Origin of the sequence: Halobacterium noricense, assembly GCF_021233435.1 — an archaeon.
Taxonomy (GTDB): domain Archaea; phylum Halobacteriota; class Halobacteria; order Halobacteriales; family Halobacteriaceae; genus Halobacterium; species Halobacterium noricense.
The window spans coordinates 1,355,003-1,374,520 of sequence record NZ_CP089468.1 but is presented as its reverse complement, the minus strand read 5'-3'; the positions used below and the strand labels follow the sequence as shown (position 1 = coordinate 1,374,520).

General features: G+C 66.5%; 21 protein-coding genes. 8 read left to right on the top strand and 13 right to left on the bottom strand.

The window, feature by feature from the left end; translation table 11 throughout:
• Nucleotides 1-533: 533 nt before the first annotated feature.
• Nucleotides 534-1,607: a TrmB family transcriptional regulator gene (locus LT974_RS07455; protein ID WP_232590115.1), complete on the bottom strand. Its 1,074-nt coding sequence runs from the start codon at nucleotides 1,605-1,607 to the stop codon at nucleotides 534-536.
• A gap of 479 nt (nucleotides 1,608-2,086) precedes the next feature.
• On the opposite strand from LT974_RS07455, the gene LT974_RS07450 reads away from it, so the two are divergent.
• The 4 genes from LT974_RS07450 (at nucleotide 2,087) to LT974_RS07435 (ending at nucleotide 6,469) form a co-directional block, all read left to right on the top strand.
• Nucleotides 2,087-3,244: an ABC transporter substrate-binding protein gene (locus tag LT974_RS07450; protein ID WP_408611710.1), complete on the top strand. Its 1,158-nt coding sequence runs from the start codon at nucleotides 2,087-2,089 to the stop codon at nucleotides 3,242-3,244.
• 7 nt (nucleotides 3,245-3,251) lie between these two features.
• Nucleotides 3,252-4,295 carry a carbohydrate ABC transporter permease gene (locus LT974_RS07445; protein WP_232590113.1) on the top strand — a complete coding sequence of 348 codons (1,044 nt, stop codon included), beginning with the start codon at nucleotides 3,252-3,254 and terminating at the stop codon, nucleotides 4,293-4,295.
• Nucleotides 4,292-5,233: a carbohydrate ABC transporter permease gene (locus tag LT974_RS07440; RefSeq protein WP_232590112.1), complete on the top strand. Its 942-nt coding sequence runs from the start codon at nucleotides 4,292-4,294 to the stop codon at nucleotides 5,231-5,233. Before LT974_RS07445 ends, LT974_RS07440 begins: the two co-directional genes overlap by 4 nt.
• 90 nt (nucleotides 5,234-5,323) lie before the next feature.
• Complete coding sequence (locus LT974_RS07435) at nucleotides 5,324-6,469, top strand: ABC transporter ATP-binding protein (RefSeq protein WP_232590111.1); 1,146 nt, start codon at nucleotides 5,324-5,326, stop codon at nucleotides 6,467-6,469.
• A 15-nt stretch (nucleotides 6,470-6,484) separates the two neighbouring features.
• Here the strand turns inward: LT974_RS07435 and LT974_RS07430 are convergent, their stop codons facing one another.
• The 5 genes from LT974_RS07430 to LT974_RS07410 form a co-directional block, all read right to left on the bottom strand.
• A complete protein-coding gene (locus LT974_RS07430) occupies nucleotides 6,485-7,210 on the bottom strand; it encodes a hypothetical protein (RefSeq protein ID WP_232590110.1) in 726 nt (241 codons plus the stop codon).
• A 300-nt stretch (nucleotides 7,211-7,510) separates the two neighbouring features.
• Nucleotides 7,511-7,768: a BolA family protein gene (locus LT974_RS07425; protein WP_232590109.1), complete on the bottom strand. Its 258-nt coding sequence runs from the start codon at nucleotides 7,766-7,768 to the stop codon at nucleotides 7,511-7,513.
• A 46-nt stretch (nucleotides 7,769-7,814) separates the two neighbouring features.
• The gene (gene fen, locus LT974_RS07420; RefSeq protein ID WP_232590108.1) at nucleotides 7,815-8,798 is read right to left on the bottom strand and encodes a flap endonuclease-1; all 984 of its coding nucleotides are present in this window, start codon (nucleotides 8,796-8,798) and stop codon (nucleotides 7,815-7,817) included.
• A 38-nt stretch (nucleotides 8,799-8,836) separates the two neighbouring features.
• Nucleotides 8,837-9,049 carry a hypothetical protein gene (locus LT974_RS07415; protein ID WP_232590106.1) on the bottom strand — a complete coding sequence of 71 codons (213 nt, stop codon included), beginning with the start codon at nucleotides 9,047-9,049 and terminating at the stop codon, nucleotides 8,837-8,839.
• Nucleotides 9,050-9,080: 31 nt separating this feature from the next.
• Entirely contained in the window at nucleotides 9,081-9,659 is a 579-nt protein-coding gene (locus tag LT974_RS07410) for a GNAT family N-acetyltransferase (protein ID WP_232590105.1), read from the bottom strand.
• 59 nt (nucleotides 9,660-9,718) lie between these two features.
• Here LT974_RS07410 and LT974_RS07405 point away from each other — a divergent pair, with 59 nt between their 5' ends.
• The gene (locus LT974_RS07405) at nucleotides 9,719-10,312 is read left to right on the top strand and encodes a class I SAM-dependent methyltransferase (RefSeq protein WP_232590104.1); all 594 of its coding nucleotides are present in this window, start codon (nucleotides 9,719-9,721) and stop codon (nucleotides 10,310-10,312) included.
• 23 nt (nucleotides 10,313-10,335) lie between these two features.
• Nucleotides 10,336-10,734, top strand: a complete 399-nt coding sequence (locus tag LT974_RS07400) for a DUF3054 domain-containing protein (RefSeq protein WP_232590103.1) — start codon at nucleotides 10,336-10,338, stop codon at nucleotides 10,732-10,734.
• Between the two features lie 8 nt (nucleotides 10,735-10,742).
• On the opposite strand, the gene LT974_RS07395 is transcribed toward LT974_RS07400, so the two are convergent.
• The gene (locus LT974_RS07395) at nucleotides 10,743-11,960 is read right to left on the bottom strand and encodes an MFS transporter (protein WP_408611703.1); all 1,218 of its coding nucleotides are present in this window, start codon (nucleotides 11,958-11,960) and stop codon (nucleotides 10,743-10,745) included.
• 136 nt (nucleotides 11,961-12,096) lie between these two features.
• Here LT974_RS07395 and LT974_RS07390 point away from each other — a divergent pair, with 136 nt between their 5' ends.
• Together LT974_RS07390 and LT974_RS07385 are read left to right on the top strand one after the other, a co-directional pair.
• Nucleotides 12,097-12,309 carry a hypothetical protein gene (locus LT974_RS07390; RefSeq protein ID WP_232590100.1) on the top strand — a complete coding sequence of 71 codons (213 nt, stop codon included), beginning with the start codon at nucleotides 12,097-12,099 and terminating at the stop codon, nucleotides 12,307-12,309.
• Between the two features lie 41 nt (nucleotides 12,310-12,350).
• Nucleotides 12,351-13,349 carry an ornithine cyclodeaminase family protein gene (locus tag LT974_RS07385; protein WP_232590098.1) on the top strand — a complete coding sequence of 333 codons (999 nt, stop codon included), beginning with the start codon at nucleotides 12,351-12,353 and terminating at the stop codon, nucleotides 13,347-13,349.
• A 144-nt stretch (nucleotides 13,350-13,493) separates the two neighbouring features.
• On the opposite strand, the gene LT974_RS07380 is transcribed toward LT974_RS07385, so the two are convergent.
• From LT974_RS07380 to btuC, 6 genes are all read right to left on the bottom strand, one after another.
• Nucleotides 13,494-14,486 (bottom strand): presenilin family intramembrane aspartyl protease PSH, encoded by a 993-nt coding sequence (locus LT974_RS07380; RefSeq protein WP_232590096.1) that lies wholly within the window; start codon nucleotides 14,484-14,486, stop codon nucleotides 13,494-13,496.
• 47 nt (nucleotides 14,487-14,533) lie between these two features.
• Nucleotides 14,534-14,761 carry an H/ACA ribonucleoprotein complex subunit GAR1 gene (locus tag LT974_RS07375; protein WP_232590094.1) on the bottom strand — a complete coding sequence of 76 codons (228 nt, stop codon included), beginning with the start codon at nucleotides 14,759-14,761 and terminating at the stop codon, nucleotides 14,534-14,536.
• On the bottom strand, nucleotides 14,761-15,042 hold the full coding sequence (gene srp19, locus LT974_RS07370; protein WP_230888717.1) for a signal recognition particle subunit SRP19: 282 nt from the start codon (nucleotides 15,040-15,042) through the stop codon (nucleotides 14,761-14,763). Before srp19 ends, LT974_RS07375 begins: the two co-directional genes overlap by 1 nt.
• Nucleotides 15,043-15,144: 102 nt before the next feature.
• Nucleotides 15,145-17,145, bottom strand: coding sequence for a PGF-CTERM sorting domain-containing protein (locus LT974_RS07365; protein WP_232590093.1), 2,001 nt, complete (start codon nucleotides 17,143-17,145; stop codon nucleotides 15,145-15,147).
• Between the two features lie 45 nt (nucleotides 17,146-17,190).
• Complete coding sequence (locus tag LT974_RS07360) at nucleotides 17,191-18,408, bottom strand: heme ABC transporter ATP-binding protein (protein WP_332840554.1); 1,218 nt, start codon at nucleotides 18,406-18,408, stop codon at nucleotides 17,191-17,193.
• On the bottom strand, nucleotides 18,405-19,508 hold the full coding sequence (btuC, locus tag LT974_RS07355; RefSeq protein WP_232590092.1) for a vitamin B12 ABC transporter permease BtuC: 1,104 nt from the start codon (nucleotides 19,506-19,508) through the stop codon (nucleotides 18,405-18,407). Before btuC ends, LT974_RS07360 begins: the two co-directional genes overlap by 4 nt.
• Nucleotides 19,509-19,518 lie beyond the last annotated feature (10 nt).

Below are 19,518 nucleotides of genomic sequence, written 5' to 3'. Positions count from 1 at the left end.
CACGAGTACAGTTGTTACGAACGGGGGTGGACTGCGCGGGTCGGTTCTGTTCCAGGTCGAACGCCGACTCCGCGCTGGCAAGCTCGATTCGTTACCCCATCAATCATTCGTGCCAACCAGTATTCCATCGGATAACAGCCCACCAGCCCCAAGTATTTTACATCAAAATATTGTCGATTATTTATTTCTATTTGATTCTCTATCATTCTGGAGCGGTAGTCTTTAGCACTATCGGAATATCTCGGCTCAAACACCCTCAGACGTGCTATTTCGGAAAATTCCAGCGTGGTCAATTCTGTACCATTCAAGAAGCAGGGAATTTGATAAGGCCCACTCAAACAAACCAATAGAGCCTATAACAGGATTTTAGATGCTATTATCGTAATTCGCATAGACTGAGCGTAAATAGATATATCAGGGCTCTAGATACCTACTTAGCCAGGTAAGTCTTCCCCCATCTGTCGTAGAATGACCGCCCTGGTAGAGAGCGACACTCGACCTGAGAGACCGGACGCCGCGCCGCGGCTCCGACCCTACTCGAACTGTTCGTAGGTCACGTCGAGGACGTCGATGCGACGCAACTCGACGTCCTCGAACACCGCCCCCCATCCACCGATCGACACCGGACCGTCCTCAGTCTCGACGTTCAAGGTCGTGACGCTCGCGAGGTCCGCGAGCCTCGGCGAGGCCCTACTGTCCGCGCCGAGGTAGTGGATGCCCGACACCGTGCCGGTGACGGTCCGGTCGTCGTGCGAGTCGACGTCGACACCGTGGACGGCAACCCGGAGCCGGTAGTCGTCGGTCCAGTAGTCGTACCAGTCCCTGATGAACTCCTCGACGGTGACGTACGTAATCGCGGTGTCGTCCGCGCGGTAGAGACTCGGATAAGTGTTCCACAGGCACGTCAGGAAGTACCAGTGGACGATAAAGGGGAGAATGCGGTCCCGAATCAGGACGCCGTAGCTCTCGTCGGCGCGCGCGTTCGGCGCGAAACACGTGCGGTCGCGGTCGATGACGACGAGAAACGGCCCGGAAATCGGGCAGCCGCGGAGTTCCGAGACGGCACCGCTCGGGTCGAACCCCTCGCTCGAATCCGCGTCCGTGGCGGTGTACACCGATGCGCGGACGACGGCGCCGCGCTCGCGGGCGGCTTCGAGCGCGGGCTGGAGGTGTGCCAACTGGTCCTCCCGCGCGGCGACTTCGACGACGTGGTCGGCTTCCTCGACGAGGTCGACGGCGTGGTCGACAGCGGTCTGCGCGCGAGCGGTGACGGCCACCTTGTGGTCCATCAACTGCGGTTGCTCGTAGCGGTCCTCGATGGTTTCGGCGGCGTCCGCGAGTTGCTCGCTGTGCGTCTGGAGGTCCGCCGTGATGGCGTCCGGGTCCGTCGGGCGCGCGTACAGTTTCTCCCGGTCCATGGTCTCGACGTACCCCGCCTCTTCGAGGTCGCGGAGCACGTCGTAGATCTGGGAGACGGGCACCGAGCAGTTCCGCCCGACCTCGACGGCCGGCGCGGTTCCAACCTCCAGTAGCGTGAGGTACGCCTCCACTTGGTACGTCGTCAGGCCGGCGCGTTCGAGCGCACGGTGGAGAGCGGCTTCGTCCATACGTCCGCAATACTGACACCGGCATATGAATCGTTTGACGACGACTCCCACCGCTCCGAGGGCGCGATCTGGTCGAAATCTCTGGTCTACCGTGAACAGGCGAACCCGCTGGCGAGCAGTCCTGGTCGGCGAAATGCTATAGTTGCACCCCTTGGAAGGGACGATGATGCAACGGTCTTGGCGGATTAATCGACCCCACGCTATTTAAATTAAATACACCCATCCAGTTGACAGTAACGCTGTTTTCCAAACTTTTATTATAGTTGTGGTTAATTCGTGAATGCATGCCACACAAAGGCAACGACGAACGGTCAGGCGGCAGCGGACGGTCCAGAAGGACCTTCATCCGAGGCGCCAGTATTGCGGCTCTCGCCGGAATAGCTGGCTGTACCGGAGGCGGCGACAGCGGGAGCGGAACGACGAACGACGGCACCGCGAGCGGAACGACGAGCGGTGGCGAAGTTAGCGGCCCGGTCGAAGTGCTCCACGGCTGGACGGGCGGCGACGGTGCCCGTGCCGCCGAAGCGTTGACCACCGCGTTCGAAGAGGCACATCCCGACATCGGACTCAACATGAGCCCCATCGGTGGCGGTGGGAATCAGAACCTCGACGCAGTCGTGGCCAACCGACTCCAGAGCAACGACCCGCCCGGGTCGTTCGCGAACTGGCCCGGCCCCAACCTCCGTCGCTACGAGGGCGTCCTCGGCAGCGTCGACGACGTCTGGGAGGAGAACAACTTCGAGGACGTGATGGTTCAGGAGGCAATCGACCTCCACCAGATGAACGACAGCTACCGAGCCGTCCCGCTCGGCTCGCACCGCCTCAACTGCCTGTTCTACAACACTTCGGTCGTCGAAGAGGCAGGCGTCGACGTGGACTCGCTGACCAGCCTCTCGGCGCTCCTGGACGCCTTCGAGACGGTCGCCACCGAGACCGACGCGGTGCCGATGACCCACGCGATGTCCGGTACGTGGACGACGACCCAGCTGTGGGCCGCCGTGATGCTCGGACAGGAAGGGTACCAGCCGTACATAGACTTCGTCGAGGGTAACGGCTCAGAGAGCGCCGTCCGGGCGGCCTTCGAGACGACCGCGGAGATCCTGGAGAACTACATCAGCGACGACGCGGCCTCGCTCAACCTGACCGCGTCGAATCAGAACATCATCAAGGGCAACGCCGCCTTCATCCACCAGGGCAACTGGTCCGCTGGCGCGTTCCGGAACGCCGAAAACTTCGACTACGACGACGACTGGGGATTCAAGACGTTCCCGGGAACGGAGAACATGTACACGGTCCACTTCGATTCGTTCCTCTACCCCGCGAACAATCCGACCCCGGAAGCCTCGAAAATCTGGAAGGGATTCGTCGGCAGCAAGGACGCCCAGATCGCGTTCAACCAGTACAAGGGGTCCATCCCGACCCGAACCGACGTGAGTATGGACGAATTCGGTCCGTACCTCCAGGAGACGGCCGAGGACTTCGCGAACGCGGAACACCGGCCACCGACCCTCCAGCACGGGCTCGCAGTCTCGTCCCAGAAGATGAGCCAACTCAACGAGGTCATCTCCTCGGAATTCACTGGCCCGTACAACGTCGACGCGGCCACGCAGGGGTTCCTGGACGCCGTATCGAACTAACCGCCGCATGTTCGACAATCTCCGTCGGTTGTGCGCCGCTCTCAGCCCGACGTCCCGGGCCGACGAGGAGGTCCGTCCCGACGGCGGCGTCGTGAGCGAAGAATCCCCTCGGCAGCCGGACTCGGGGTCGGACCCGGGACCCGTCGGCCGGGTCACCGAGGCCCTGAATAGCCGCTTCGGTAGCGACTTCACCGAGTCCTCCGTATTCTGGCTGCTGCCGTTCCTGCTGATGGCGCTGTTCGTCTACGGGGCGATCATCTGGAACCTGCTCATCTCGCTGACCGACTACCAGGGGTTCGCGAACGCACCGGACTACTCGAACCTCGACTTCGAGATGTACGCGCGGGCGCTCGGTGACCCAGGATTCGTCGACGCCGCGATCAACACCTTCGTCCTGCTCATCGGGTTCACCGGAGTGACGCTCGCGGTTGGGCTCGTACTGGCGATTCTCATCGACAGGGGAATCCGGTTCGAGAACTCGTTCCGGACGATCTACCTCCTGCCGATGAGCCTCTCGTTCGTGGTGACCGCGCAGTTCTGGTTGTGGATGTACAACTACAACAACGGTATCGTCAACAGCGTCATCGGCGTGTTCGGGTTTGGCCCAGTGAGCTGGTTGGGGAATCAGGCAGTCGTCCTCCCAGCGATCATCTTCGCGCTGATGTGGCAGTTCTCGGGGTACGCGATGGTCGTGTATCTCGCGGGCCTCCGCGCGATTCCCAGCGAGCACTACGAGGCTGCGAAGGTCGACGGCGCGTCGACCCTGAAGATGTACTGGCGCGTCATCATCCCACAGTTGAAGGGCGCGACCATCAGCGCCGCCGTCGTGCTGATGGTGTTCGCGATGAAGGCCTTCGACTTCCTCTACTCGCTGGTCGGCGGCTATCGACCGCCGAACGGTGCGGACATTCTGGCGACGAAGATGGTTCGTGAAGCGTACGCGAATCTCAACTGGGCGTACGGGTCCGCGATTGCCATCGTCCTGTTCGCGATGGCGCTCAGCGTCATCGGCCCGTACCTCGTCTACGAATACCGGAGGGACAACCTATGAGCGACACCGAATCTCGAACGAACGGCGACGCGGCGGTGGCGGCCCAAATCCGCCGGACCCTCGACCAGACGACGGTAGAAGACGTCGGACTGTACGTCGTGCTGCTCGTGATGGCGGTCTTCTACCTCGTCCCCATCGAGTCCGGACTAGTCACCTCGTTCAAGACCGGGACTGCGGTCATCGAGACCGCGCCGTTCGCTCCCCCGGGACCGAGCGGGTTCACGCTGGCGAAGTGGCAGGCGTCCGTCGACGCGCTGCTGCGCGGGATGGGCAACAGCCTGCTGTACGCCGTGCCGGCGACGGTCATCTCGGCCGTCGTCGGGAGTCTGATGGCGTACGGGCTCACGATTCCCAACTGGAAGCAGGCGTACAAGGCCCCGCTGCTCGCGATCATCATCGCGGGCATCTTCATCCCGTACCAGGCCGTGCTGGTGCCGCTGACCCAGTTCTGGTCGCAGTGGGTCGGACTCACGAACCTGCTGTCGTTCGTCTGGGCGCTGGGCATCCCCAACGACTACGCCGGCATCATCGAACTGATTGTCACGCACGTCGCGTACGGGATTCCCATGTGTACGCTCCTGTTCCGGACGTACTACACGAACCTGAGTGAGGAGATGATCGAGTCGGCGCGACTCGACGGGGCGTCGCTCCGTCGGGTCTACCGCCGCATCGTGCTCCCGCTGTCGGGGCCGATGTTCGCGGTCGTCCTCATCTACCAATTCACGCAGATCTGGAACGACCTGCTGTTCACGCTGGTACTAGTCGCGACAGAGTCGAGCCCGGCCGCGCCGGTCGTGTTGATTCTCGCCGGCCTCGGGTCCTCGCTGGAGGGCCAGGACTTCGCGCTCCGGATGGCTGGAGCGTTCCTCGCGGCGTTGCCGACTCTCGCGGTCTACATCTTCTTCGGCGACGAGTTCGCCGAGGGGGTGGCGGCGTGAGCCGTTCCGCCGCCGCTCGCGGCTTCGGCGACCTCGCGGAAGAGATAGGTGTGTGGCGCGCGAACGACCTTTCCATCACAACTCACAGATATGGCAACGCTTGAACTCGACTCGGTAACGAAGGTATTCCAGGACGGGAACGACGAAATCGTCGCTGTCGACGACGTCTCGGCGTCGGTCGACGACGGCGAGTTCCTCGTCGTGGTCGGCCCCTCGGGCTGCGGCAAGTCGACGATGCTGCGGATGATTGCGGGCCTGGAGTCGATTACCTCCGGGACGCTCTCGCTGGCAGACCGCGTCATCAACGACGTGAAATCACAGGACCGGAACATCGCGATGGTGTTCCAGTCGTACGCACTGTACCCCCACATGTCCGTCCGCGAGAACATGTCGTTCGGGCTGGAGGAGTCCACCGATATTCCTGACGACGAGATTCAGCAGATGGTCTCCGAGACGGGCGAACTGCTCGGCATCTCCGAGCTGCTTGACCGAAAGCCGAGCGAACTCTCGGGCGGCCAGCAGCAGCGCGTCGCCCTCGGTCGCGCAATCGTGCGCGACCCGGAAGTGTTCCTGATGGACGAGCCGCTGTCGAACCTCGACGCGAAGCTCCGCGCGCAGATGCGCACCGAGCTCCAGCGGCTCCAGGACGACCTCGGCGTGACGACCATCTACGTGACCCACGACCAGACCGAGGCGATGACGATGGGCGACCGCATCGCCATCCTCAACGACGGTCGACTCCAGCAGATTAGCACGCCGTTGGAGTGCTACCACAAGCCAGCGAACAAATTCGTCGCGGGCTTCCTCGGCGAACCGTCGATGAATTTCTTCGACGTGACGCTGCAGGACGGCGTCCTGCACGGGGACTCCTTCGAGTACCCCATCAGTGCCGACGTGCAGGCGAACCTCGGCGACACGACCGACCTCGTCTTCGGTATCCGTCCCGAAGACATCGAACTCGTCGAGAGCGCGAGCGACGACCACGACTTCGAGACGGTCGTCGACGTCATCGAACCGATGGGCGACGAGAACACGGTCTACCTCCAGTTCGACCCCGACGCCGGCGAGGACGCCGAGACGCTCATCGCGTCGACTGACGGCTTCACTCGCGTCCCCGAAGGCGACGAGGTCGTCGCGCGGATTCCCGAAGACGCGATTCACATCTTCGACCGTGCGACCGGCGACGCGCTGCACAACCGCTCGCTGGACGACGCCGAGACAATCGACCTCGAATAGCCGCTCTTCTCCCGTTCACCGCTGCCAGTACCGCGTTCGCTCGACACCCTCGGCGAGGAGTGCCGCGGCGGCGACGTGCGCGTACGAGAACCACGCGAGGGCCACGACGGCGACGAGACTCCGCGCGGCCACCGTCGCGACCACGCTCCACGAGAGGACGACGAGTACCATCGCACCGACCCACGCGAGGAAGTACGCTCCCGACGCAGTCCCTCGGAGCGCTTCCCGTCGGAGCCCCGCACGGACGCCCTCCTCGATACCGGTCACGGCCGCCGCGGGCAGCAGGTAACTGCAGACGATGGTGAGCAGTAGGGCGACCGTCGACAGCGTCGCCGCCGTGATGCCGCCGATTGCGGCGGGGACAGCTCCGCTCCCGATGACGTAGCCCGTCGCGACGATAGCGAGCACCGGCAGGAGGAGGTAGACGGCCGAGACGGCGAGCAGTCGCCAAGCGAACGTCGCCGTCGAACGCGTCAGGAGGTCGGGGAACCCCGCTCCCGAGAGGACACCGCCGACGAGGCCGAAGAACCCAACCGCCGGGACGATGGCGAGCACGAGCGGGCCCAGAAACGCCCAGTCCGGCCAGATGCGACTCGCGATTCGGAGGAGGATTCCGGCGAGCAGGAGGCAGACGAGACACTTGGCTGTCCCGTCCAACTGCGTCCGGTCCCGGATTGGGTATCGGAGCGCGTCGACGAACAACTCATTCACCCCGCCCGTTGCCGCGAACGTCGAGGGCATCGAGGAAGTCGACGTCCACACCTGTCGCCGCCCGGAAAGTTGTCCGTACCCGCGTTTCGCCCACGTCGCGACGGTCGCCACCCATCTTCCAGGTTCCGGGCCTGATTTCCGTCGTGCCCGCGCGTGTTGGTTCGAGTGGTCGAGTCTCCATACCGGACCCTATCAACCTATCCTCCTAACGCTTCGGAAGCAGCTGTCGTCCGGGTACAGTGGTTCAGTAGCGCGTTCCCCTGCGCACAATTACTGGCGCGGAGGCATGCGGCGAGCAAGTAGTCCCGCTGGACGGCGTAGTCACCGACCTCAGGCGTGCTCTTCGTACTCCTCGGGCGTGTACGTCGACAGTTCCAGCGCGTGAATCTCCTCGGTCATGTGTTCGTCGAGGGCGTCGTAGACGAGCTGGTGTTGCTGGACGAGGCGCTTGCCTTCGAAGGCGGGCGAGACGACGGTGGCCGCGAGGTGGTCGTCGTCGTGCTCGCCGCGCATCCGCGAGATAGTCGCCTCGGCGTCCGGAATCTCGTCCTCGATGATGGCTTCGATGTCCGCGAACGTCAGGTCCATACCTCCAGTTCGGTGAGCCGGCGAGAAAAGCCCGTGGGTCCCGGCGTCAGGTCCACTGGTCGAGGCCGGTCTGGACGACGCTGTCCTCGATGCGAGAGAACCCACGTTCGAGTTCCGCGGCGTCGACCTCCCACTCCTCGATTACGTACTCGCGGGCTGCGTCGATGTCCGGCGACGGCTCTAGGTCGAGGTCGTAGTCGTCGGTGACGTCCGGGTTTAAGAACATCTCGCGGATGCGGTCGGCGTACTCGACGTGCTCGCCCTCGGCATCGAGGACGCCCCAGAGGTCGCCGTGCTCGTGGATGGCCTTCAGCGCGGTCTTCGGACCGAAGCCCGTGATGCCCTCGTTGAAGTCCGTGCCACAGAGGATGCCGACGTCGACGAGTTGTTCCCACGTCAGGTCGTGCTCGTCGAGCGTCGCTTCGAAGTCCATGCGCTCGGGCGCACCCTTGCTCGTGAGTTGGCGGAGCGTCACGGGCGCGCCGAGCAACAGGCAGTCGTAGTCGTCGCTGCCCGCGTAGTCGACGTCGTCGTCCACGCGCGCCATGTGCGCTGCCTGCGCCTCGCCCTCCGCGGGCGCCTCGACCTGCGGCACGTCCAGCAGGTCCAGGAGTTCCCGGGAGGTTTCGTGGATGGTCTCCGTGAGTCGCTGCGTGCGAGCTTCCAGGCGCGCGGCCTCGATTGCCTCGCCCGCTTCGCGTGCTTCTTCGAGTTCCTCCTCGTAGCGCTCGCGCTGCTCGCGGCGCGCCTCGACCTCCTCGTCTTTGAGTTCCGTGACGCCGCCGTCCCAGACGAAAATCGGCGTGAGGTCGTTCTCGAAGAACTTCGGCAGGCCCTGCACGATGCCCACCAGGTTCGCGACCTCGATGCCCTCGCTGGTCGTGTAGATGCTCTCGCTGGTCCACTGGACCGTCGTCGTGAGGTACTTGTACAGCCAGTTGTGCGCGTCCACGGCCACCACGTCCCCCTCCAATTCGTCGAAGGGAACCTCCTCGATGACCGCGAGCTGCCGGAGGTCCGCGTTACCCATTACGCGCCCGTAGGCGGCCCCCGGATTTAACGGTTGAGCTACGACGCGATGCCGTTCCCAACGAGGAGCAAGGAGATGCCGATACTGGTCACACCCGCACCGAAGCCACGCCACTCGCCGCGGTCGCCAACCGCCTCGGCGTACCGCTCCGGGAGGCTGGTACGCACGAATCCGGGAGCGACCAGGAGTGGAATCCCAGCAGCGAGGTGGACTGCACCGAGCGCGAGCAGGGCCGTCGAGAGCAGCGTCACGAGATGGGGTCCGAGCCGGACCCGGAAAAAGCTACGAGTCGATTCGCGCGGGCGGCCCGCTGCCAGCCTTCCGGTCGAGGAACGCCGCTTCTTCCTCGGAAAGGTCGCGTTCGCGGTAGACGTCGAGGCCGTCCTGATAGCGCGCCGCGCGGTCCGCGCAGGGACGCTCCAGCACTAACTCCGCGATGCCGGTTTCCTCGCCCGTGAACCCGAAGTCGGCCTTGTGGAGCGCTTCGTACGCGAAGGGGTTGTTCACCGCAATCTTGACGCGCTCGTGGTCGGCGAGCAGGTGGTCCGCGGCGAACGCGCAGAGGCGCGCGCCGATGCCGTCGCTGCGGCGGTCCTCGCGCACCGTGACGTACCGCAGCCACGCCGTCCCCGAGTCGGTGCGGTCGTCGTTGAACGAGACAGCACCCACAATATCCGCAACCGGATCGTCGGCGTCGCGGGCCGCCGGCGGCCAGTCCGCGCGCTCGGCCAGCGGCGCGCCCTCGAACGCTATCGCTTTCCCGGTGTTCGACATTACGAACTTCCCGGCGTAGCTGAACGCCCGCCAGTCGAGGCGGAGCGTCGGGCCGTCGTCGGGACCACCGAGTACCGCGTACTGCACGCCCGACGATTGGGTGGCGAGGGCAAAGAATTGCGTGCCTGCGGGCCGAAGGCAGGTGTATGCACGACGTCCAGTACTTCGAGTGGTTCGCGCCGGTGTACGACCTCGTGATGCCGGCCGCGGACCGCGGCGACCTCGTAGCAGGGCTGGCAGCGGCCGAACGCTCGGTCGACCGCGTGCTCGACGTCGGCGGTGGCACTGGGCGCGCGGCCCGTGCGCTCGCTCGGGACACCACCGAGGTCGCAGGACGGGACGTCACGGTCGTCGACGCCAGCGCGCGGATGCTGGCGGAAGCCCGCGAGAGCGGACTGCCAGCAGTTCGCGGCGACGCCGCCGCACTCCCGTACCGCGACGACAGCGTGGACGCGATTACTATCGTGGACGCGCTCCACCACTTCCCCGACCGAGACGGTGCGCTCGCGGAAGCAAAGCGCGTTCTTCGACCCGGTGGCGTGCTCGTCGTCCGCGACTTCAATCCAGAGACGCTGCGAGGCCGCCTGCTTGTCGCTGCCGAGCACGCCGTCGCGTTCCACTCGTCGTTCGACGCGCCCGACGACCTCGCCGCGCGGATGGAGAAGACAGGACTGGACGCTCGCGTGCTCAACCGCGGGTTCGCGTACACCGTCGTCGGCGTCGAACCGGGACCAACATAGTCCCTCGTTCCGAAGGCTCCGATATGGACCTCTACGACGCCGACCCGCGCGCAGTCGTTCGATTCCTGCCGGGCGACCTGCTGGCCATCTTCGCGTTCGTGCTCGTGGGGACGCTCTCACACGGCTCACTGACGCCGCAGCGGTACGCCGGCGTGCTCGTTCCGTTCGTCGTCGGCTGGGTGGTCGTCGCGCCGTTCGCGGGCGGCTACGACGCCAGCGTCCGCGAGTCCACGCGCGCCGCGCTGCTGTACGGCGCGGCGTCGTGGCTGGGCGCAGACTTCCTCGCGCAACTGCTGCGCGGCACACCGTTCTTCCCGGGGAACGCCGACCCCCAGTTCTTCATCGTCGCGCTCGTGTTCGGCACGATAGCGCTCACCGTCGCGCGATTCCTCACGCTCGTCATCGTCGACTACCGTAGCTAGAAGAGCCGCTACCGGGCGGCGAGCACGGCCGCGATGCTCGCACCGCCGAGCGCGAGCACCGCGAGCACGCCGAACAGCACGGTCGCGTTCGAGTATTCGAGGATGCTCCCCGCCATCGCGGAGCCGGCAGAGCCGACGCCGAACACGCCGAGGTAGGTGTACCCGTAGGAGAGCCCGCGCGTCCCCGAGGGCGTGTACTGGGCGACGGTCGCCTGGTACATCGGCTGGATGACGAACAGCGTGAACCCGAGGAGTGCGCCGACCACCAGCAGCGGCAGGAGTCCGGCGTTCGCGGCCGGGAGGAAGACGACGGCGAGCACCGCGAGCGCGGCGAACGTGATGCCGATGCCGCGCTCGGTCGGGATGAGGTCAGTGAGCTTCCCGCCGGCGTACTGCCCGGCGACGCCGACCATCAGCAGGCCGGCGTACGCGTAGCGGTACGGCTCGAGTTCGCGGCCGGCGAACTGAACGGGCGCGAACGCTGGCAGCTCGGAGAGCAGGTCGGGGAGGAACGTGAGGATGCCACGGTAGTAGAGCCCGCTCAGCATGACGATGGCGAAGACGGCGACGAACGGCCCGGCGAGTAGGAGTTTCGACTCCGAGAGGAACTCGCTCACCGAGGAGACGCCGACGCTGGCTTTCGAGTCGCCACCGTCTGTAGCAGCGACGGCGGCGTGTTCGTCGAAGCGAACGCGGAGAGCAACGAGTCCCGCAATAACGGCGGGCACGGCGAGCAGTGCGGTGACGACCCGCCAGTCCGCTACGAGCAACAGGAGCGTGACCGCGAGCGGGCCGGCGGCGGTGCCGACGTTGCCGGCGATGCCGTGGTACGCGAAGGCGTCGCCGCGGTCCTCGACGCCCGTGGAGATGAGCGACAGCCCCGAAGGGTGGTAGACGCTGGCGGCGACCCCCCAGCAGACGAGTGCGAGCGCGACGACGAGGATGGAGGGTGCGACCGACAGCAGGGCGAACGACGCGGCCATGCCGAACAGGCAGCCCGCGATGAGCCGGCGCGAGCCGACAGTGTCCGAGAGGATGCCGCCGGGGAGCGCGCCGAGGCCGAACAGCGCGTAGCCGGCAGCGACGACGAGGCCGATCGTGCCCTGGCCGACCGGGAACGTGTCCAGCCACAGCGGGATGAGAATCGGGATGGAGAGTTCGTACGTGTGGACCATAGCGTGTGCGAGCGCCACGAGTCCGACGATAGAGCGGTCGTTCCGGTTCACTGTGTACAGGCGCAGAATCGCCTGTCAGCGTTATAGGCGTGTGCCCTCCGGCAGCCGAGCGCTATAACTTATGCAGATAATATGTAAAACCTGCACCAAACTATTATGTGGCTGCACGCAGACGTACCAGGTGACCATGAACCGTTACTACGACGCCCTGCTCGCGGCGCTTCCGCTCTCGCTGGTCGGGCTCGCGGGCGGCCTCTACGCGGTGGGCGTCGACCTCACCGTGGCGCTCACGCTCGGCGCGGTCGTGGCGACCGCGCTGACCGCGCACGGGCTGTTCGTCAACGACCCCGCGTCGGTGACCGAGCGGCACGCCGACTCCGGCTACGAGTCCGCGGACTGACTCCCACGAGTCTTTTCTACGCGACCGCCGAAACGGCGCGTATGACCGAGACGCTGTTCCTCTCCGACGACGACGTCGCAGGGCTCGCCGACCCCGCCGACTACGTTGAGGCCGTTCGCGACGCGTACCGACAACGCGGCGAGGGCGCGCCCGCCGAGCCGCGCACGAAACTCCTCAACGAGTCCCCACCCGGCATGTTCACCGCGTACGCCGCCGTCCTCCCCGAGACCGGCGCGATGGGCGGCTACATGTACAGCGCGGGCTTCGCAGACGCCGACGCGTGGTTCGTCACGCCGCTGTTCGACGCCGACACCGGCGAGCCGCTCGCCATCGTCGACGGCGCGCGCATGAACCCGTTCAAGACGGGCGCAGCGGGCGCGGTCGGCGTCGATGCGCTCGCCCGCGAGGACGCCAGCACGCTCGCCGTCGTCGGGAGTGGCGCACAAGCCCGCGGCCAACTCCGCGCGACCGCCACAGTCCGAGACTTCGACGAAGTGCGCGTGTTCTCGCCGACTGAAGCCAACCGCGAAGCGTTCGCCGCAGAGATGGACGACGACCTCGCCGTCTCCGTCGAGGCCGTTTCGTCCAGTACCGCGGCCGTCGAGGGCGCAGACGTCGTCGTCACCGCGACGAACGCGAGTGAACCCGTCTTCGACAGCGCGGACCTCGCGGACGGCGCACACGTCACTGCGATGGGCCAGTACAACCCCGAGAAGCACGAACTCGACGCCGAAACCATCGAGCGCGCGGTCTACGTCCCCGACCTCCGCGACCGCGTCACGCAGGACGCCGGCTCGTTCATCCACGCGCTTGAGGAGGGCGACGTCACGGAGGACCACGTCCACGCTGAACTCGGCGACGTGGTCGCCGGGAACGCGCCCGGGCGCGTCTCCGACGACGACGTGACCGTCTTCGACAGTGGCGGCACGGGCATCGAGACCGCCGCGGCCGCATACATGCTCTACGAGCGCGCGAGCGAGCTCGACCTCGGCACCGAAATCGAGTTCGCGCCCGCGAGCGAGGCGCTCACCGGCGAGTAGGACGAAGGTTGAGGTACGAGAGCGGGACCACCGGGTCCCGTGACCTGACGAGTCGCGCGGAGCGGTTCGGCGGGAGTGTGGCGGCCCGCTCCGCAACTCCATTTCGCCACCTGTTCGCCCCGACTAGTCCCAACTCCAGCGCGCTTAGACGTACGGCGCGAGCCCCAGGGCTTCCACGAGCGGGATGCCCGCCGCGACCGCACCCACTAGGTAGCCTGCGATAGCGCCACCGTTCAGCAGCGGGAGACCGGCGTGTGCGCGCCCCGCGAACACCATTCGCATCAAGACGAGGAGCCCGATCAGCGTCCCGACAATCGCGGTCAGCGCCGCCAACTCCACGCCGAACACGACGGGCGTGTCGAGGAAGTGCGCCGCGCTCGCGACGAGAATCGTCGGCATCACGGCGTCCCCGAGCCCGATGAAGTACGCCTCGCGTTCCTCCTCGTCAACGCCTTCGAGTTGGCGCTCCTCGGATTCGCTCTCCTCGTCACCCTCGATGTCTTCCTCCTTGACGACTTCGGCGTCGCCGTCGGCTTCTTCGAGGAACGAGTAGCCGCGCGTCGCCGGCACAACCAACACGATGGGGAGCCGGAGTTCCATCACGCCCTCCGCGAGCGTGAGCATGTGCTCGGTGCCGTAGACGCTAATGGCGTCGTAGACGGCCAGCGCCGTCAGCAGCACGAGCGCCGGCAGAATCCCGAAACTGATGCCGAACAGCGCCGCCGCGCCCATCCCGAGGATGGCGCCCGCGCTGTCGATGACCCACCACTCCGGGTAGACGTACAGCGCGACGACGAGCGCGACTGCCGGCCCGTAGGTCGCGAGGTCCACCCCTGCGAGTTCGACCGTCGGGAGCACGACGCCGAACACGTACGTCGCGATGAACCCGCTCGTGAACAGGATGAACCCGCGCAAAATCCACTGCTGGTCGTACTTGATGACCAGCAGAATACCAGCTGTCGCGACCAGCAGAAACGCGACGTAGAAGATGCTGTTCAGCGGGTTCTGGGGGTTCTCGGTGGACTGGAGGCCGGCGCTCTCGAACGGTTCGAGGAGCGCGAGCGCGCCGAACTGCACGACGAGAAACAGCGCGACGACGCCCACGAGCACCGGGACGCCGCGCAGCGAATCCTTCATGCCCGGGCAGTCGGCCCGCCCGTGCTTTGGCTTTGCGACTCGCCGACCTACCGAACGTACAGTGTCTGGCCGACCAGCACCGGGAGGTGGACGCCCTCGTTGGGCGTGACCGAGAGGTACGGTCGCTCGACCGGCCCGAAGACGTCGACGACGCGCCCGACTTCGTCGAGGTTTTGGTCGACGACTACAGCCCCGATGTCGGGGTGGTCGTCGCTCTCGCAGCGTACGACTGCGACGTTCTGCGCAGTACGGACGACGTCGCCGGCGCGCTCCATTATTCGCGCAGCGCCGTCACGTACGCCGCGACGGCCTGCAGGAGATCGGACTTCCCGGCGTCGTCGGCACCCTTCACGAGGACGCGCCCGGAGTCCTCCCAGTGCTGGCGCGGGTACGCGACGTCGCGTTCGACGACCGCGTCGTAGCCGACCTGTTGGACGGCGGTCGCGACCTCGTCGACCGTCGGGTCTTCGACGGAGAGGGATTCGGGGACGCGGCGGCCCTCGCGACGCGACAGCGTCGCGTCGAAGTACGCGGGCCAGATGACGTTCTCGACCATACGTCGGCTAGCAGGTCGCGCCCTTAAACGGTATCGGACGCGTGGCCGAACAAAGTGAGGCAACGAAACGAGCGAGTGGAGCGTCCTCAGCAGCCAGTAATGCTACTCGAAGCGCCGCGCGAGTAGGCTGGCGACGAGCAGCGCGAGGACCGCTACCGGGATGCCGAAGCCGGGAATACCCGTGCCAGTTCCGAGGTCACCGGCAGACACGGTAACCGACTTGTCGCCGGCTGCGAGCGTGTACTGGCCCGCTTCCGGAAGCGTCACGTTCAGCGTTCGTGTGGCGGTCGCGCCCGGAGCGAGCGACGCGTCGACGGTCGCGACTTCCTCGCCGTCGAGCGTCACCGCGACCGGTCCCGTCGCGGGCACGTCGTTGGGATTCGAGAGCGTGACGGTCGCGGTCACGTCGCTGCCCGGTTGGACCCGCGACTCGGCGACGGAGAGGTCGCTCACGGAGAGGTTCCCCGGCGTTCGTACGTCGAGGGCGACCGTGGTCCGGCCGGCAGTTACGTTGTACGTGCCGGCAGCACCCACCTCCTCGCGGAGCGCGACTTCGGTGGTTTCGCCCGACGCGAGTTCGCCGCGCGTCTCCACGAGCACGTCGCCCTCGAACTCGACAGTAGCGACGTACTCGCCAGTCTGACCACCGGCGTTGGTCACAGAGCCGACGACGGTGACGGTCTCGCCGACGTACAGCGTCGGCAGCTGCGCGAACGTCTCGTTGCGGAACGGCCCGCTGACGCGGTACTCGCGCACCGCGAACTCCATGCGCGCGGGCTGCGTGCTGAACGCGTCGGCGTGCTGGCTGCGCGTCCACATCTCGGGCGTTTCGCGGGTGTTCGTGTACTGGTTCGCGCGCTCCTCAACCGACGGCGAGGAGACGTCCAGCACCGCAGCCAGCACGTTCGCGTTCGTCACAGGATCGGAGCGCTGATTCAACCGGTAGAGGACGTCAGCCATCGTCGCGGTGCTGTTCGTCGCGAGGCGTATGCGCCGGTCGATCGCCCCCCAGACGAGGCTGCCTTTCACGTAGTTTGCGCCGACGGGCCACGTCGACGGCTGCGAGAGGATAGCGTCCCGCCATGGGTCGCGCTCGCCGTACGAGATGTGCGTCTCGAACGCCGAGAAGCTGACGTAGTCAGTCTGTAACGCCAGAAGAGCGGCGTAGTACTCGGCGCCGGCTTCCATTGTCCACCGGCCGCTCTCCGCCGTGCTGAACGACTGCCTGGTGTGGACGTACTCGTGGAACCAGACGTTACTGGCTCTGTCGATCCGGGCATCGGCGACCACCCACGCGTCGTTGCCGCCGTACTCGACGCCACGAACGCCCCAGTCGGCGCTCGTTGGCGCAGCGACGAACCAAACGTCGTCGTCCCGCGCGCCGACATGGAGCTGGCTCGACGCCGCGCCGAGCGCGTCCAGGACCTCGCCGGACGACTCGACCATCGACGCGTGCTCGGGGACGGCAAGCGTGAACTGCTGGCCGTTCGCCGTCTGCGTGTACTCCTCGACGGGCCCGAGGTACGCGATTTCGCCGCCCGTCGAGCCCTCATCAGCGACGGTGACGTCCTCCGTGATAGTTACTGACCCCTCCGGCCCGCGGTAGCTCCACCCCGTCCGAAGTTGGGGGACCGTAATGAGCGCCCACTCGCCGGTGTCGACAAATGAGTAGTCGCCGCCGGCTTGCACAGTCGGTCCGCGTGAGCCGCTGGCGGTCTGGTTCGCGGGCAGCGTGAATCGCAGATTCGCGGGGTCGGTAGTCTCGTCCCACTCGTAGCCGTCGGGCGTCTGCGTGAACGACTCCGAGTCGACGTTCTCAGCGCCCGAGGGAAGCGTCACGCTCAGCGCTGTCACAGCATCCGGAACGTCGTACGTGGCCACGACGTCGACGGAACCTGGTTCGGACGGCGTGAGGTGGAGTTCGATGTCCTTCTGAATCGTCGACGATTGTGCGGTCGCGGCGTCGACCGTCCCGCGGGCGGGCTCGGTCGCCACTTGCACGTTCGAGGACTGCGCGTCCACGTCAACTGGTCCCTGTACGGCGGCAGCGCCGACAGCCTGTGTTGCGAGGATGACGACGAGTGCGACGGCCACGCGTCTCATAATTGCAGCTGTGTCGGCGACACACAAAGGCGACCCGGCTACCCCTCAATCGTCCGCCACGTTGCCGCCGTCGGCGACCGCGAACGAATCGGGTTCGACGTCGAGCGCCGCGAGTGCGTCCACGAGCGAGCCGAGTTCGACGCACGCACCAGCGACAGTTCGCGGGCCAGCGTCGCCGATGACGACGGCTGCGTCGGCGGCGTCGCAAAGCGTCTCGTTAGCCCCCCACGAAACGGCGTCGCCAGCCACGACGACCGCGTCAGCCGCGCCGACGAGGTCACGGGCGCGAGAAACCGCAGCATCGTCGGGCGTCGAGAACGGTGGGACGGTGACAGCCTCGAACCCGAATCGAGTCGCGGTCTCGTGGTCCAGCGACCCCTCACTGACAGGGCCGACAGTTACGGTCGCGCCGACGCCAGCGAGTTCGCGGAGGACGGGCGTCGCGGCGTCCCCGCCGCCGAGCACGTGGACGCGCTCGGCAAGGTCACCCTCGGCGTCCGGGAGCGGCGTAACTGTCGGGTCGCCGGTCGCAGGGTCGGTGCCGACCGCGACGCGGGCGTCGAACGCTTCGCGGACCTGCTCTGGCGTGAGTACGTCTTCGGGGCGGCCGGAGTCGAGCACGCGGCCGTCCGCGACGAGCACGAGTTCGTCGCAGTACCGGGCCGCCAGGTCGAGGTCGTGGATGGCCGCGACGACGGCGCGCTCAGCGTCGTCGGCGAGCCCGCGGACGAGTTCGAGCGTACGCACTTGGTGGTTGACGTCGAGGCTCGCGGTCGGCTCGTCCAACAGCAGGACGGGCGCTTGCTGGGCGAGCGCGCGCGCCAACAGCACGCGCTGTTTCTCGCCGCCCGACAGCGAGGTAACCTCGCGGTCCGCGAACTGTGCGACCTCCGCACGCTCCATCGCCCGCTCGACGGCATCTGGGTCGGGGTCGGAGCCGAACCGTGGGACGTGGGCGTGGCGCCCCATCTCGACGGTCTCGCGGACGGTGAATTCGAAGCCGAGGCTCGTATCCTGGGGGACGCTGGCGATGCGGCGGCTCGCGGCCTTCGAGGGGAGTTCGTGGACGGCTTCGTCGTCGACGAGGACAGTGCCGGCAACGGGTTCGACGACGCCGTTCATCGCGCGCAACAGCGTCGACTTCCCTGCCCCGTTTGGGCCGACGACGCCGACGAGCCGACCGTCGCCGACGTCTGCGCTCACTTCGTTCAGAATCTGCGTGCCGCCGAGTTCCACGTCGACGTCGCGGACGTCAAGGGTCACAGCGCGTGCACCTCCCGATTCCGGAGCAAGTAGAGGAAGAACGGCGCGCCGACGAACGCCGTCACGATGCCCACCGGGAGTTCGGCGGGGCCAGCACGCGCGAACGTGTCCGCGGCGACGAGGAACGCGCCCCCGGCGAATGCCGACGTGGGCAGCAGGATGCGGTGGTCGGGGCCGACGAGCAGGCGCATCACGTGGGGGACGATGAGCCCGACGAACCCGATGACGCCAGCGACGGAGACGGCGGCCGCGGTGACGACGCTGGACACCGCGAGCAGCACGCGCTTGGTGCGCTCGACTTCGACACCGAGCGTGTGCGCGTCCTCCTCGCCGGCGAGCAGGACGTTCAGGTCGCGGGCGTACGCCAGCAGGACGACACTGCCGACGGCGACGATGGGGAGCGTGAGTTCGACGTCTGCCCAGTTGGCGAGGTGGAGGTGACCCATCAGCCAGTACATCGCCTCGCGGATGCTGTCCCCGGAGTGGACGATGACGTAGGAGGTGATGGCACCCAGGAACGTCTGTACGGCCACACCAGCGAGCAGGAGGGTTGCGACGGGCGTGCGGCCGCCGTCGGTGGCGAGTAGGTAGACGCCGAATGCGGCGACGAGCGCGCCCGCAAACGCCGACACTTGGATGCCGAATGGGAGCAGGAGGGGGAAAGCGATGGCAGTAACGGCGCCGACTGCCGCGCCCGAGGAGACGCCGATGATGGAGGGGTCGGCCATCGGGTTTCGGAAGAACCCCTGCATGACTGTGCCGGCGACGGCGAGTGCGGCCCCGACGACGGCTCCGAGGACGATGCGGGGTAGCCGAATTTCGCCGACGATGAGTTGCTGCTGGTCGGGAACGGCGAAGTCCAGCGGCGAGGTGTAGGCGAGGTCAACGGTGAGCCACGGCACGTCGCCGACGGCGGGAAAGGCGACGGAGGTGACGTAGAACGTGGCGGCGGAGGGGACCGCGAAGGCGTCCAGCGCCGCGAGCGCGACTCGGTCGAGGGGGATATCGACCGGGCCGATGGTGGCGCTGGTGAGCATGACGGCGACGAGCGCGAGAAACGTGCCGACGGTCCACGCGCTCGCCCGGGTGTAGGCGCGCATCTGGACAATC